We start from the raw sequence: 15973 nt of genomic DNA, 5'->3' as shown, positions 1-15973 counted from the left end.
ACACCACAATGAATGATATAGCCAAGCAACTGTTGCAACAGTATTTACAACCTTACAATCCAGCACAATCTATTCCCGCTTATATAGAAAATACATTTCATAATCATCACCATCAAGATACATGGCAACATAGCTTAAAAGTAGCAGAACAAGCTGTTATATTGGCAAAACGGTATGGAGCTGATCTGCATATTGCTCAATATGCAGGTTATCTACATGATCTAAGTACATTATTTACAGATCAGGAGAAGTATGAACTAGCTCAGCAATTGGGCATACAAATACTTAAGGAAGAACAACAAGTTCCTTATGTGTTGCATCAGAAGTTATCTAGCTGGTTAGCGTCAGCATGGTTTGGCTTGGATCATCCAGATCTGCTAAGTGCGATTAAATGCCATACTACCCTTTATCCAGAGCTGGGATTGATGGATAAAATTCTTTTTGTCGCTGATAAATGCTCATGGGCATCAGAACATTCTGCTCCCTTTATTCATCAGATGAAAAGTGCATCCGAGTATTCATTGGATGAAGCTATCATTGTCTATTTGGATTATGTGTGGCAACAGCGTGATCAGATGGTGATCCATCCATGGCTTGAAGCGACCAAAGCTATATTTGATATGAAGCAGACCAAGCAGTTACTACGTACATTACCAGCACTTTCCCAAGATATTCAATGGGGCCCGGTTACAGCTAAATTTCAACCGATAACTTCGTTAGAGAAAATAGATACATCGTTGATCAGTAATGTATCTATTGTACCGATGGTAGGGGATCAAGTGGTGATCATGCAATTGGAAGATGGACGCTGGGAATTGCCAGGAGGCACGCTGGAAGAAGGAGAACATTATATCGCCGCATTAGAACGCGAAGTGATGGAAGAAATGGGAGCCACATTGATCGACTACCATGTCTTTGGTTATTTTCAATGTACTTCAGAAGCAGAGACTCCGTATCGACCTTATATTCCACATCCTTCATTTATTCGACTAACGGTGTATGGACAGGTGCAATTGGATCATCAACCGCTTAACCCTCCCGATGGAGAGCAAGTAGTGCTAGTGGATGTAGTAAGTATTGAGGAAGCTATCAAGCGCTTAACGCAAACAGGTCGACAAGATCTTGCTGACTTTTATGAGATCGGATATGATATCAGTCTGCGTTCGTGATGTCTACTCAGGTATATAACAGGAATTGATCTAGAAAGGTGTGAATATATGGCTATTCGTACAGTATGTCTTTGTTTGCTTCAGCAAGATCAACGCTTTCTTTTTCAACGAATAGAGAATATGCATGAAAGTAAAACAATGTATCGTCCTATAGGTGGAACGATGGAATATGGAGAAAGCAGTCTAGTCACCGTCAAGCGAGAAGTGAAAGAAGAAATTCATGTAGATATTATCCATCCAGTATTGCAGTATGTGATAGAAAATCATTTTGAATATACAGAGCAAGATCAATCTACAGGAGTCTCAGTGCAAGGATTAGGGCACGAGATTACATTTATTTATAGTGCGCATGTTGATGATCCTTTATTTTACAAGCAAGATATCGTATACGGAATCGAAAGTAATGAAGTGTCTTATGAAGCAGAATGGAAAACATTACATGAACTAAAAGAAGATCCTGATGCGTTGGTAGTACCTGAAGGATTGTTAGAATTATTACTTCAAACGAAAATCAAAGAAGGCAGTTCTTCTTTGTATCATCAGATTGCTTCAACTACATAATAGAATCCAAAGTGATCATCACGAAAGCGCAGGATGTACGTTATGAAAAAAGTGTCTGTACTCTTATTAAGTATCTATACTCCGCTGTTATTGTATTGGATGTTTTTCGGATTCGGAAGAGAATATGATGCTCAAGCGGCATATCGGTATAATCTCGTTCCTTTTCATACGATCACTGATTTTGCTTTGATGCGAGTCGGGGGACGGATCGATCAGTGGATTAATTTATTTGGCAATATAGCTGTATTTATCCCATTTGGATTAGGGATTCCGTTTATAAAAAAATATAGATTGTATTCTTTGCTACTGCGTTTCGGATTATGTATTCTTATCGTCGAAATAGTGCAAATGCTCAGTAAACGAGGGACATTTGATATCGACGATGTGATTCTTAATTCTATTGGTGTAACGATAGGTTGGTGTCTATGGCGTTATATTTTTAATATTAATAAAAGATCATTATAAGAAAAGCATCCTGCAATATCACAGGATGCTTTTTTATATATTGGTATGTGGATCAATGATAATTATGACGAAGGAATAGCTTGAACTTGGTTATTTGTAGGTTTACGGAACATAAAGTAATATAACAACGAAGAGATCGTATAGAGTACACCCGTAATACTAAATGCAATCGCATATCCCCAATAGGTGCCATAGCTAGTAACCAGATACGATTGTACCGGCCCCATACTTGCCCAGCCTAACATAAATACCGTCTGCATCAATGAGTTAGCGATACTGCGCCTTTTGTCAGATACCCGATCAACCATAATCGAAGATTGAAGAGGATTGGCAGCATTCATCAACGCTTGTCGGAACAAAAAGCTCACCGAAGCGATAATCAATACATTGGTGAATCCTGTAAGTAATAAGAATGGTAATGACAATAACTGAAATACCACTACCGCTCGCACAGCACCGATTCGTGCCGCCAAAGAAGGCCCTAGTAACATCGAGACAATCGTCATCAATTGTCCTAACGAGATCAATATACTCATCGATGTTAACGAAACGGCAAACCGATTGGTAAAGTAAAGATTTAAGTAAGGAACAACCAACCCAGAACCTAGCCCTGTCAATAACTGTGCCAGTAGAAAACGGCTAATAAATACAGTATCTGAATGAGTAGTAGAAGGAGCAGATGGAGATGATGTTATTACCGTAGCAGGTGTTGATTGTTCTGTCTGCTTATTTTCTATTGTGTTGACAGAAGGTGCTGAAGAAACCGCTGAAACAGGATGTTCACGAATCATCGCCATCGGGATAAATGAAGCTAGAGTCGCAATACTACCAAGTAATAGTACTAACTGTAAGCTTAATACATATGTAAGTCCTGTAAATTGCAAAAGATCTGCAAGTACACCACCGCCTGTATTACCGAGTACTTGCGCAGCCAGTGTAAGACAGGCAAGGTAACTAAACATTCGTAGACGTTTTGATTTTGCTACATTTTCAGCTAGAAAAGGAATAGCCATCACTTGAAAAATAGAAGCAAAGATACCGGAACAGATTGCTAATAATAGTAGACTTTGTTCACCTATCGCAAATGACCTACCCACAAAAAACAAACCACTAGCTAAAGCACCAAGTACCAGTAATTTTTTACGGCTAAATCGATCGCCCATCAATCCGACAGGGATAAATAAAATAGCTGTAGCTAACGATTGAATACTAATAATACGTCCATTCATTACATCAGGGTAACCAAGCCCTTGAATATACAAATTGTAAAGCACACTGAACATTCCTGTACCTATTTGGTAAAATAAATTCGCCCAGAAAAATAACCGCACATTGTGCGGCCAACTGCGTATTTCATTCCAGATCGATAGTAGTACACGCATGTGATATGCCTCCCTTGGTGTATGTATCCGCAATCAACCTTCGTAGTATAACAGTTTGTGGTTTATTTATAAAGCCAGCGTGAAGGAGAAGCAGATGCGTACAGCAAAAGAGCTGTGTATTAAGAATAACGAATGATCGTTTTCTCTATTTCTTTACCGATTTGATAAATAAGAAAAGGAGCTCCAATAATAACAGTGATCGGCATGACCGAGATATCAAAAATCGGATCAATCGTACGTGATATAATATCCAACCCTAGAATCAGAACACTACCATAAATAGCTGAACCTAGAATAAGCCAGCGAATCGGCGGATTTTTGAGAAAAAATCGTAATATACTTGGAATAATAATACCTACCAATCCAAGTGGACCTGCTAACATAGTAGAGATACTCGTCATCAAGATCACCATAAACATACAAATAAGAGTTGCCCAGCTTAAAGAAACAGAACGAACAGCATCCGAGCGATGCTGTACTCGTAATGAGAGTGACCAGCAGATTAAGATAGCTACTACAGTAACAGGCAACAATACCCAGATCGTAAAACGTGGATTCCCTAGCATAATCGGATTGACTAGATGATCGATATAATCAATCGTAGAATAAGAAGAATACATCATAATCGAAATACAGGTAATAATGCATACCGCCACAATACCGCCGCTAATTTGCCGTAACGATTTTACTTTCCAGGGTAATAACTTCGCAATACTGTAAGCGAATAATCCCCCTAGAGCTGCTCCTGCAATAGCCCATACCATAATCATCCACTGATTCAATGAAGGTGAAAAAATAATAATAATACATAACGCTAGCGCAGTTCCTTGAGTCAGTCCCATCGTAGAAGGAGAAGTCATCGTATTACGTGAAATATACTGCATCACTGTACCCGATACCGCCAGACAAGCACCAACCAGAATACAACCTAATGTGCGAAAAATAGATGAATAGCGTGAATAAAAATTTTCGTTATTAATAGTTACTGAAAAATAACATTCGACGATTGCTAAAACAACACCAATAATCAGTACCATCACAATATAATGAGGTACACGTTGAGGAGTTGCAGAAGCATCTGGAATCGCTGTAGAGCGAGACATAAAACAATTCACTCCTTTATGATATTGAGTATTTATCCAAATCTACATATGTAAGTGCTACACGACTATCTTATAAGAGGTCAGCCTATAGATATTGCTTTGTAGAGTACTTTATTATTATCGGAAAGAACCTTGTTATTTTTCACTGTTGGAGCAAAAATTTACATAATTAATAAAAATACAACAAAAATTCAAAGCTAGCCGACTTTTAATATGGTAAACTTTGTTAAAATAAACAAAAGATTTCATCAACGAATCAATTTACAGACAGGTGGGGTAAAGCAGTGAATACAATCAAATCACAAGAGCAGATTATCCATATGATTATGACATGGGCAGCACAGACAGCCAATATTCGTGCTGTCGTATTAGCAGGAGTTCATGCAAATAATCCAAGCAATACTGATCCTTTAGAAACGTATCATTTTCAACTTATTGTCAACGAATTGAATACGATGATCTGGCAAGAAGATTGGTTACACATATGTGGAGAGCCATTAACTACACTACAACATATTCGTCATCATTCTGTGACAGGCGCTGTTGCTTGCACCCAAAATGTGTTATATACCGATGGGGTAGAGGTTGAATTTCAAATATATCCGATCAGTGAATGGGAAAATCAGATCGATAACGAATTGTCTGCTTCTACTACACCTGTATATCAAATATTACTGGATAAAGATCATCGGATTCAAGATTCGATTGTTGTACTGGATCAGCAATCGGTACGCTTAAATAAACCAGTTCGGCACGAATATGAGCAGGTTCAGCACGAATTTTGGTGGTATTGTATGCAAACAGCCAAAAGCCTGTTACAACAACAAGTGTTGCTTGCCAAATATCAACTAGATCATATTCTTCGTATTCGTTATTTAGAAAAGATGCTTGATTGGTATGCAGGTAGTCAACATCAATGGGATATTCTGTACCATCATGATCGTGCAGGATACCGACAACAGCTAGAACCGGAATTAGCCCGATCATTAACACAGACGTATGCTGGCGATAATATAGAAGAAAATTGGAACAGCTTACTGCATATGATCCATTTGTTCCGACATTTATCTATCCATGTAGCAGAAGCGACAGATTATGTGTATGATCATGAACAAGATCAACGGATGATTCAATATGTACAACAACTCAAACCTGAATAAATATAGATCATGCTCTTTGCACTATGGATATTCAAAAAGACTGAATCCCGGGTTCTCCCAAGATTCAGTCTTTTGTTTGAATTTAACGTAATATTTGTTGAACAGTCCCTGATCCGTTAGCCGTCTGAACACGAGCTATAGCTCCATTGATTAGTGTCAGTTGTGGAGGAATATGTCCAATATCTACATTATAAACAACAGGAATCTGTTGCTCTCCAAATACAGATTGTAACGCATCTTGAATTTCAAAATTTTTGACAGGTGTATATCCAGCAGGTCTACCAATAAGAACTCCGCGTGTGTGCTGGAACCAACCTGCTTGATTCATTTGCCAGAGGTGGCGGTAGATATCACCAGCATTCATTTCACAGCTTTCCAGATACCATATAAATCCTTCGTCTTGATGATAATGCTCAATAAAATCAGGCACAGTAGACCACGGTGTACCGATTAGTGCAGCAATCACATCCATACATCCGCCAATCAAGCGACCTGTGAATTCAAGTGAAGCTTCTGGTTGATCTTCATGCCCGAGAATCTTCCATTCTGTAGGTGTATCCAGATTAAAATTAGGCTTAGAATAATCGCTATGAGTCTGATGATAAGCTGAAGAATGTTGTTCTATTTGATCTCCAGAGACAGCAGACAATAGATCTTGCCAGCGAATAGTGAGATCATCATCCGCTCCAGAAATATCAATAACTCCCGGCCCATGAGCAGAAGCGTAACCTGTCATCAAAGTATATGTGAATGTTAATGTGCTAATATCTGAAAATCCTAAAATCCATGTAGGTGTAGCTTGACGAATCTTCTCCCAATTCAATAATGGTAAAATATCCATTAGAAATTCTCCACCCCATGGAGGAATAATCGCTTTGACTTTATCATCAAGTAGAAATTGCTCCAGTTCTGCTGCACGTTGTTCTTTGGGTAGACTTACACATTTATCATTCGTCCATACACTACTACCTACACGTGTCTGATATCCTAATTGATGAAGATAAGCAGTAGAACGATGAATCAAATGATGAATCTCTGCTTCTAGTCCGCTCGATGGAGCGATAATACCGATAAGGTCACCTGCTTGCAAAGGAGCAGGGTATATAATGTGTGAATGATAATTAGATGAATGATTTGCCATAATACATAAGCCTCCTACGAATCGGATACAATATTAATTTGAAATACTTATAGATAGCTACTTTGATTATATGCGATAACTAGCAAAAGGTTCACCATTCTTATTCGAGCGACTCATTTCATCTAATCGTGCTTCTACTTCTTCATTAATGATATAGTCCAGGCTGTCCAGATTATTTTCCAATTGTTCAGTACGGGTAGCGCCTACAATGACTGTAGCAACCGCAGGACGTTTTAATAACCATGCTAGCGCAAGGGTAGCAGGTTCAGTAGAACGATTTTGAGCATATAGTTTTAAAACTTCCCCTAGATTGATCCGTTGTGTATTAAAAAAGCGCTGGAATGAAGGGTCTGTCTCCGCACGCGAACCAGCAGGAGAAGAGTGGTTGTCCGAGTATTTACCTGTTAGAATTCCACCTGCCAGCGGAAAGTATGGAATAATACCAAGTCCTTGATCCAGACAAAGAGGAACCATCTCCTGCTCTGGCGTACGATCAGCTAAAGAATACGATGTCTGAAGCGATACATACCGATTGAGATTCAACTGATCGCTGATACTTAAGGCTTTCATTAATTCCCATGCAGCATAGTTAGAAGCTCCGATATACCGTACTTTGCCTGAGCGTACCATATCGTCTAATGTGCGTAATGTTTCTTCCAGTGGAGTATAAGGATCGAATGTATGAATTTGATACAAGTCTACATAATCAGTCTGCAACCGTTTGAGACTTTGATCCAGTTCACGTTCTAGATGATAACGAGAAGAACCGCGATCATTAGGGCCTTCTCCTGTCGGAAGCCCTGCTTTGGTTGTTAATACCACTTGCTGACGTTTACCACCTTGCAAGCCTTCCCCGATAATTTGTTCTGAAGCTGTTCCTGCATAGATATTAGCGGTATCGATAAAATTAATTCCACGATCGATAGCCGTATGTAAAATACGAATAGACGTTGCCCGATCTGCACGTTTGCCAAAAGAGTTGGTTCCCAAACCTAATTCAGATACTTTTAATCCACTTTTTCCAAGATAACGATAGTTCATAGTTATACCCCTTTTATGATATTTATTCTGTGTTGTATCTCTTTTGTGAGTTATTTACAATGACATATAGAACTTGGTACCGATTGAATAGATGATTATACTAAGCGAATAGAGTAACGCTGTCCGGGTTCGGATCGTACTTCTACAGCAGTATCGAAAAAAGAGCTGAGTTGCTTGGATTCTACCATCGCCTCTGTATCTCCTGCACCGAATACTGCACCATCACGAATCAATAGCGTTTTGTTAAAGCAAGGCATAATCTCTTCGATATGATGAGTCACATAGAGAAGTGTAGGCGCATGTTCTTGTGTTGCTATCGACTGTACACGATGCAGTAATTGATCACGTGAAAAAATATCAAGCCCTGTACAAGGTTCATCTAAAATAAGCAATTCCGGCGAAGCCATCAAAGCTCTAGCAATCAGAATACGTTGCCGCTCGCCTTGAGATAAGGTATCATAGGTGCGTCCTACTAGCCTTTCGGCATCCAATTGCTTCATAATAGATAAAGCTTGCGCGTGGTCTTGTTCTTCAATCTGATCGTAAATACCAATCGAAGCAAATTTACCACTGAGAACAATTTTTTCTGCTTTTTCATGACCATGTAATCGTTGTTGCATCGATGTACTGACCCAACCGATCTTTTTGCGATGTTCTCGTAGATCGACTGAACCAAATTGTTCGCCCAGAACATTGATGCTCCCTGTTGTAGGCCAAATATAGCCGTTGATCATATTTAATAATGTGGTTTTGCCAGAACCGTTGAGACCGAGTAAGCACCAATGTTCTCCTGATTGCACTTGCCAGGAAATATCATTGATAATCATAGTCTGATCTCTGCGCCAGCTAGCGTGTTGTACATCAATAATCATATAGGCTCACTCCTCGTAAGTTTGGAAATTATTATAGCATTAAATGATTTACACTTTGAAATGTAAAATGAATTGAAGAAGGAGACTACATAATATGACATTTATAAACCATTCTAGTAAAGATGGAATCATCGGATTGTTAGTTGGAGATGCCGTAGGTGTACCTTATGAATTTTTGGATCGAGAAACGATTGCTCGTCATCCTGCTGTAGATATGATTGGTTATGGAACTCATCAACAGCCAGCAGGCACATGGTCTGACGATGGAGCATTGACTGTAGCTCTATTAGTAAGTCTTATTCATCACCCTGAATTGGACACCATTGATCTAGGCAGACGTTTTATTCAATGGTATCGTCAGGGCATTTGGGCAGCTCGTCGTGAGGTATTTGATATTGGAATTGCTACTCGCAAAGCGATTGCTCATATCGAACAAGATCCGACTCGTCCAGAACAAGCAGGGGGCAATGATGAGTATAGCAATGGAAATGGATCTTTAATGCGAATCCTGCCTTTAATTTATAAACTGGTGAATAAAGATGCGGCTACACGTCTGGACTGGATTACACGTGTCTCTTCTTTAACACATCGTCATCCTGTATCTATACTTGGCGGTCTTATTTATGTTGAAATCGGGATACAGTTATTACAATCTCCTCCATCGACGACGTTGAAACAATGCTATCAACAAGCTTGTCAGCATATCAATGTTCAATATGCAGATTATCCTGAAATAGAACGGTATCAACGTTTACTAAGTGGCGAGATAGATCAGTTTCCAATCGAAGAAATCTCTTCAAGCGGTTATGTAGTGCATACTTTAGAAGCAAGTATCTGGGTATTGCTTCATAGCTCTAATTATCGGGAAGCGATCTTACAAGCGGTGAATCTAGGAGAAGATACCGATACGACTGCGGCTGTAGCAGGAGGACTTGCGGGTATCTATTACGGATATGAGCAAATACCTAAAGAATGGCTTCATCCATTAGCCCGACTGGAAGAAATGGTAGAATATTGCGAGCAATTTGATCAGCAAGGGGAATAATAATGAATAATAAATACGATATCTGGGGAACTAAAGTCTGGACAGGTAAAATTATAGTATTGATCGTATTGTTACTCGCTACAGGCTTTTGTGTAGCACTGGGCATTCATTTGCGAAATGCTACAGGGCGAGATATTTACCGTTATCTCAACTGGGACATTTTTCTAGGATGGGTTCCTATCGGACTGGCTTTGTTGATTGATGGAGTGATGAAGTTACGCCGATCATGGATAAGAAATGTATTAGTACTCGGAGCCGGTATTGTCTGGTTATTATTTTATCCTAACTCTGTCTACCTGGTAACAGATACATTGCATCCATTTGTGCATTATGAAGCACCTCCCGGGCAACGATTTTTATTTCAGTTAGAGTTTTGGTATCATCTCTTTTTGTTTTTTGTAGCGGCGATCTTAGGTCTGGGATTAGGAACGTATTCGCTATCTTCTATCCAACAATTGGTTCGTGAGCATTATGGTGTAGTGCGTTCATGGATATTTGCTCATATCGTGCTCATTCTTAGCAGTATCGGTATTTATATTGGACGTTTTATTCGTTGGAACAGTTGGAATGCGATTACTCATCTCCAATTGATCTGGAAAGATGTTATTGATATCGTTACCGATCCTGTACAATTGCATTTTATGTTCGTTTTTACAGGAATGATCTGGTTTATCAGTCTTGTAGGTTATTTTATGATGCGTGGCGGAATGTTTATGACAAGACGAGGATGATCAACGACTATGTATCGATATAATCTATTTACCAAAATCGTACTGTTAATTGTGATTATGTTAATTCCTATTATGATGCTGTATATCTACTCTAATCGCACCACAACAGAAGTGCTACGTCGTGAGCTGAATCAATCGAATATCAATCAATTGAATTTTTTTCAGACACAGGTGAATACCAATATAGAATTGTTATCTTCATGGCCTAATTTATTGATTCATGATCCTGATATTGTGAGCTTTAATGATATTTATTTACAAAATGGATATCTGAATCTGGATGCGATCACGCTGGTCAAACGTATCCAAAGTAAACTCGCGATTCAAGAAAGTTCATCCAACTGGCGCAGTCATTTGTCGATCTACTCGCCAAGCCTTATGCGCTTAGTAACAGACAATGATATGAGTGAATATCGTATCAGTCAGGCGCAACGCTGGGCGAAGCCGGGCTGGCAAGTGACTTCTTTACACGATAACAATCGAACAACATTTAATTTCTCATGGACGACTATTTCTCCTTATACTGCCAGTACGCCCGATTTGCGTGATGCAAGTACAGTGATTCGGGTCGAATTTGATAGTAGTAATATTCAAGATATGCTGGATAAATTCAAAAGCGATGGACGACGTGATCCTTTTTATTACAATCCAGAATTAGGTGTTGTCTATAATCGCTCTGCTGACCATACATTAACAGACGAATTGATCAGTCATCTTCGAGAAAAGCCATTACAAGAATTAGAAAGTCGTACGATTGAAATATCAGATCAGCAGTATATGGTCAATGCGGTTCGTTCGGAAGTGACAGGATGGTATATGGTTGATTATATTCCTCTGGATGATGTGTTACAGCCGATCCATAACTCGAATCGATTATTTTATTTATCCATGATTGCTTTGTTATTGATGAGTTGTCTTGCTTCGTATCTGCTGTACGCACAGGTACAGGTTCCTATTCGTCAGTTGATTGCTGGATTCGATCGGTTAAAACAAGAGGATTATTCAGTGCGGATACGTCCAAAAGGTAGAAGTGAATTTGCTTATCTATCGATTCGCTTTAATTCTATGGTGGCGCAGATTCAATCGCTATTTGAAAATGTGTATATGGAGAAAATTCATGTGCGTGAAGCAAGACTGAAGCAGTTACAGTCGCAGATTAATCCGCACTTTTTTTACAATTGCTTTTCCTTTATTACCAGTATGGCGAAGCTAAATAACCAGCAAGCAGTTATCGCGATGTCCAAAAATTTGTCTCAGTATTATCGCTATACTACCCGTCAAGAACGTGATCTTGTGCCGATGATCGAAGAGATTGATTTTGTGCAGAATTATTTGGAGATTCAGCAGATGCGGATGTCTAGATTGAATTATAATATTCATTTGCCAGAAACTATCAAATCGATACTGATTCCGCCGCTTATTGTGCAGCCATTGGTTGAAAATGCAGTTATTCATGGGATTGAGCGTTATTCTTCCGCAGGCTTGATCACGATTACAGGCTGGTATGAGAACGATCAGTGGTTTTTGAGTGTAGAAGATGATGGTAAAGGCATGGAACCAGAAGCATTAACACGTCTGCAACAAAGTCTTTCTGAACCGCTGGGGGAAGAAATGGGTTGTGGATTATGGAATGTGCATCAACGTTTGACATTACGCTTTGGCGAACAATCCGGTGTACATCTGACTGCATCTGAGTTAGGTGGACTCAAAGTCACATTAAGTTGGACGCCAAATCAAGGAACTAACATTCAGGAGTGAACCGTTACTATGAATATTTTACTTGTCGATGATGAATCTTATGTTACAGAAAGTTTGGAACTCACGATTCCATGGACAGAATTAGGCATTGAAGAAGTCTACCGCGCGGATTCTGTAGATCAGGCGCTACTGGCTTTGAACACATATGATATTGATATTGTAGTCACTGATATTCGGATGCCTGACCGTGATGGATTAGAGTTACTGGCAGAGATAGGGAATACATGGCCACATATTCGCACACTTGTATTGACCGGTTATTCGGATTTTGAGTATGCACAGAAAGCGATTCGTCTCAAAGCAGGCGATTATATTTTAAAACCTGTCGATGATGATCCTTTTATGGAAAGTATTCGTCGTGTAGTCACAGAGATTGAAGCCGAATGGGGACAGACAGATAAATACAATCAGCTTGCTTATCAGCGTCAATCTGAACTTGAGTTGTTGCGTGATGGTTTATTAAATGATCTATTATTAGGTCGTGAAGCATCTGATCGTAGTATGTTGTCGCGTCTGGATACGTACGGTATTCATATTAAGCCTGATCATACTGCTCAAATGTTATTTGTTCCTCCAGGTTCGTATACACAGGATCAGACCGAAGAAGCGATTCGTTTGCTAGAATATGCTATTGGTAATATAACGAATGAGATTTTGGGCGAACATGGTGCTGTCTGGTTAGGACGTGCTCCTCAAGGCGGTCTGGTGATTTTATGGCAGTATGATGCTCAGATGTATGCAGGTTATAAGCTACACATTCGTGAATTACGGGATAGTGTACATCGTTATTTAAAAACGAACTTGTCATTCTGGGTGAGCGATCCTTTTGTATTTCCGACTGAAATTTCCTCAACGTATCGTCAGATGATGCGTTTTGCTCATTTGGCGTATGCCGCAGCTGAACAAGGAATTCATTTTATTCAAGAACAGCACCAACCATTAGAACGCCCATCGGCAATGAAATTTATGGAGTCGCTCTACAAACCACCGGCATTGATTCATTTGTTAGAGTCAGCTCAATGGAATGCAGCCAAGCAAAAAGTAGATCAAGTATTAGATACGATGGAATCGTTACCTCTTACACATGAACATTTATATGAAGTCTATCTAGCTGTCAGTAATGCACTGGTGTATATGGCTCATCATCATGGATACAAGTTAGCAGCATCCGACTCGGGCGGTCTTGACCCTTTTTCTGCGCAACAGATTACCGGTTCACTAAGTAAACTTCGTCTGTGGTGTAATAGTGTGCTGACTCGTATTGAACTACAAGGTACACCTTCTGCTTTAGAGCCAAGTCGTAGTCGTATTGTGAAGCAAGTACAAGAAATGGTCGCTGAAAGTCTAGGTCAAGATGTATCGGTCAAAACGATTGCTGATCGTGTATTTTTGCATCCTGTATATCTATCTAAAATCTACAAAACCGAAACAGGTGAAGGACTGGGCGATTATATTATTCGGATTCGTATGGAAAAAGCATTGTACATGCTCAAACATACCAATAGCAAAATTTATGAGATTACCGCAGCGTTAGGTTATCAAAACCCCCAATATTTTAGTAAATTATTTAAAAAACATTACGGAATGACACCAAATGAGTTCCGAGAAACATAAATGATTGCAAAAGGTGCAGGAATGTTATATTCGTGACATAGGCGATTGATGTTCTTGCACCTATACTTAAGAAGTAAGCAAGAAGCAACATACAAGGTTAACGAACGTGAGTAGAAATAAGCTTGAATGTAAAATAAGGGGGAGCAACATGGGAATCAAGAAAACAGCGACAATCGTCATGAGTACACTACTTGTAGCGGCAAGCCTAGCAGGATGTGGAGGCGGTAAAGAAAGCGCACCTGCGGCGGTCAATACTGAAAACGTATACAAAGAGAAATACGATCCACCGGTAACGATCAGCACAGTATGGGGAGTAGATCCAACATTACAATTTAAAAATGGAGAATCTGCTGAAAATAACGTAGCCACTAAATGGGCAAAAGATAAATTTGGGATAGATATCAAATCTCTCTGGTCTGTAACAGATACGAATGGTGCATTTGCTACCAAAGTGAGATTGGCAATGTCTTCCGGACAAGAAATGCCAGATGTCGTGACAATCGGAGATACCGATTCCCAACTAGCGCAAGACTTGATCGATTCAGGTATGTATAGCGAAGTTGGCCCATTGTTCGACAAGTACGCTTCAGATACATGGAAAAAAGCAATGTCTGAAGATGCTAATGTCTGGAATCCTTATATCCGCGATGGTAAAAAAATGGGTATTCCTGTTCTAGATTATGCATATAACCATGATTATGTATTATGGATTCGTCAAGATTGGTTAACCAAGCTGAATATGAAAGCGCCTACCACTATGGATGAATTAGAAAAAGTGATGGAAGCTTTCAAAAACAACAATCCAGATGGATTGGCACCAGATAAAGTCATTCCACTGAGTATCGGATTCAAATCTTCTATGAATACATGGATGGGCGATCCTTCTTGGATCTTTGGAGCTTATGGAACGATTCCTCAACAATGGAACTTAGCTTCTGATGGTACATTGCAATACGGTTCGATCCAACCAGGAATGAAAGAAGGTCTGGTGAAGATCAAAGAATGGTTCGACAAAGGATATATTCCGAAAGAAGCAGCACTATGGGATGAAAACAAAACATCTGAACCAGCAGTGGCAGGTACAGCAGGTATTTTACCAGGACCTTACTGGATGAGCGGATGGCCTTTACAAGATACAGTGAAAAACGTACCAAGTGCAGTCTGGAAACCGATCACCATTCCAGTTGGCCCAAATGGCAAAGCAATGCGTCATGGTACAACAACAACGAACGGCGTAACATTAATCAATAAAAACATGAAACACCCTGAAGCATTCTTTACGTACCAAAACTACATGTTCGATCAATTAGCGAATCCGTCTGCAAATAGCGAATTTGATAAAGGTCTATTTAAAGGATATGACTATGATGTAGATTCTTCTGGTAAATTGCTAACAGGCGAAAATATTCCAGGCGGCTATGTAAACAGTGTACGTTACCTACTGGTTCGTGATGGCGCACGTATTCCTAATGCTCAAATGGATGCTTTGATTAAATTAGCAGATGGCGGCAAAGCAGAGACTCGTCTAGAACGTGATATTCAAAATAACTATGGTCCTTTGACACCGGAAGCGGCTAAAGTATTGATGTCTCAGAAAGACAGTTCATATCCAAACATGTTTACGGGTCCAACGACACAAAGTATGAAAACGAAAATGGATTACTTGAACAAAATCGAAAGTCAAACCTTTAACGAAATCATTTATGGTAAATCTCCTATCGATTCATTCGATACTTTTGTACAAACATGGAAAACATCAGGTGGCGATGAAGTTACCAAAGAAGTGAACGATTGGTATAAGAGCGTTCATAAATAAGTAACAGATATCAAGTCCTATTGATCGAACAGTAACAAAAGGATATGAGAAAATAACGACTCTATCCAGAGTCGTTATTTTCTTCCTATCTACTGAACAGAAATATATAGAGATA

Annotated in this window: 14 protein-coding genes; 9 read left to right on the top strand and 5 right to left on the bottom strand. The window is 39.4% G+C overall.

Features of this window, described 5'->3' with window-relative positions; translation table 11 throughout:
* Positions 1 to 8: 8 nt before the first annotated feature.
* From yqeK to PQ460_RS13885, 3 genes are read left to right on the top strand one after another with little or no spacing between them, the layout of a single operon-like run.
* Entirely contained in the window at positions 9 to 1169 is a 1161-nt protein-coding gene (yqeK, locus tag PQ460_RS13895; RefSeq protein ID WP_274170180.1) for a bis(5'-nucleosyl)-tetraphosphatase (symmetrical) YqeK, read from the top strand.
* A 48-nt stretch (positions 1170 to 1217) separates the two neighbouring features.
* Positions 1218 to 1730, top strand: coding sequence for an NUDIX domain-containing protein (locus PQ460_RS13890; RefSeq protein WP_274170179.1), 513 nt, complete (start codon positions 1218 to 1220; stop codon positions 1728 to 1730).
* A 42-nt stretch (positions 1731 to 1772) separates the two neighbouring features.
* Positions 1773 to 2195, top strand: coding sequence for a VanZ family protein (locus PQ460_RS13885; protein WP_274170178.1), 423 nt, complete (start codon positions 1773 to 1775; stop codon positions 2193 to 2195).
* Between the two features lie 62 nt (positions 2196 to 2257).
* Here the strand turns inward: PQ460_RS13885 and PQ460_RS13880 are convergent, their stop codons facing one another.
* The gene (locus tag PQ460_RS13880; protein ID WP_274170177.1) at positions 2258 to 3577 is read right to left on the bottom strand and encodes an MFS transporter; all 1320 of its coding nucleotides are present in this window, start codon (positions 3575 to 3577) and stop codon (positions 2258 to 2260) included.
* 119 nt (positions 3578 to 3696) lie between these two features.
* Positions 3697 to 4680: a FecCD family ABC transporter permease gene (locus tag PQ460_RS13875; protein ID WP_274170176.1), complete on the bottom strand. Its 984-nt coding sequence runs from the start codon at positions 4678 to 4680 to the stop codon at positions 3697 to 3699.
* A gap of 284 nt (positions 4681 to 4964) precedes the next feature.
* Between PQ460_RS13875 and PQ460_RS13870 the strand changes: the two genes are divergently transcribed.
* Positions 4965 to 5840: an aminoglycoside 6-adenylyltransferase gene (locus PQ460_RS13870; RefSeq protein ID WP_274170175.1), complete on the top strand. Its 876-nt coding sequence runs from the start codon at positions 4965 to 4967 to the stop codon at positions 5838 to 5840.
* 82 nt (positions 5841 to 5922) lie between these two features.
* Here the strand turns inward: PQ460_RS13870 and PQ460_RS13865 are convergent, their stop codons facing one another.
* From PQ460_RS13865 to PQ460_RS13855, 3 genes are all read right to left on the bottom strand, one after another.
* Complete coding sequence (locus PQ460_RS13865; protein ID WP_274170174.1) at positions 5923 to 6981, bottom strand: S66 family peptidase; 1059 nt, start codon at positions 6979 to 6981, stop codon at positions 5923 to 5925.
* Positions 6982 to 7047: 66 nt separating this feature from the next.
* Positions 7048 to 8022: an aldo/keto reductase gene (locus tag PQ460_RS13860; protein ID WP_273615960.1), complete on the bottom strand. Its 975-nt coding sequence runs from the start codon at positions 8020 to 8022 to the stop codon at positions 7048 to 7050.
* Positions 8023 to 8117: 95 nt separating this feature from the next.
* Positions 8118 to 8894, bottom strand: coding sequence for an ABC transporter ATP-binding protein (locus tag PQ460_RS13855; protein WP_273615961.1), 777 nt, complete (start codon positions 8892 to 8894; stop codon positions 8118 to 8120).
* Between the two features lie 94 nt (positions 8895 to 8988).
* Here PQ460_RS13855 and PQ460_RS13850 point away from each other — a divergent pair, with 94 nt between their 5' ends.
* The 5 genes from PQ460_RS13850 to PQ460_RS13830 all read left to right on the top strand — a co-directional run bounded on the left by PQ460_RS13850 (position 8989) and on the right by PQ460_RS13830 (position 15858).
* Positions 8989 to 9939 carry an ADP-ribosylglycohydrolase family protein gene (locus PQ460_RS13850; protein ID WP_274170173.1) on the top strand — a complete coding sequence of 317 codons (951 nt, stop codon included), beginning with the start codon at positions 8989 to 8991 and terminating at the stop codon, positions 9937 to 9939.
* Positions 9940 to 9941: 2 nt separating this feature from the next.
* A complete protein-coding gene (locus tag PQ460_RS13845; protein ID WP_274170172.1) occupies positions 9942 to 10670 on the top strand; it encodes a DUF1361 domain-containing protein in 729 nt (242 codons plus the stop codon).
* A gap of 9 nt (positions 10671 to 10679) precedes the next feature.
* A complete protein-coding gene (locus PQ460_RS13840) occupies positions 10680 to 12428 on the top strand; it encodes a sensor histidine kinase (RefSeq protein ID WP_274170171.1) in 1749 nt (582 codons plus the stop codon).
* Between the two features lie 9 nt (positions 12429 to 12437).
* Complete coding sequence (locus PQ460_RS13835) at positions 12438 to 14042, top strand: response regulator (protein WP_273615965.1); 1605 nt, start codon at positions 12438 to 12440, stop codon at positions 14040 to 14042.
* A 148-nt stretch (positions 14043 to 14190) separates the two neighbouring features.
* Positions 14191 to 15858: a type 2 periplasmic-binding domain-containing protein gene (locus tag PQ460_RS13830; RefSeq protein ID WP_273615966.1), complete on the top strand. Its 1668-nt coding sequence runs from the start codon at positions 14191 to 14193 to the stop codon at positions 15856 to 15858.
* The last annotated feature ends 115 nt before the right edge of the window (positions 15859 to 15973 follow it).

The organism is Paenibacillus sp. KACC 21273 (assembly GCF_028736095.1).
In the GTDB taxonomy this organism is placed as follows: Bacteria; Bacillota; Bacilli; order Paenibacillales; family Paenibacillaceae; genus Saccharibacillus; species Saccharibacillus kyungheensis.
This window is presented reverse-complemented; position numbering and strand designations above follow the sequence as displayed.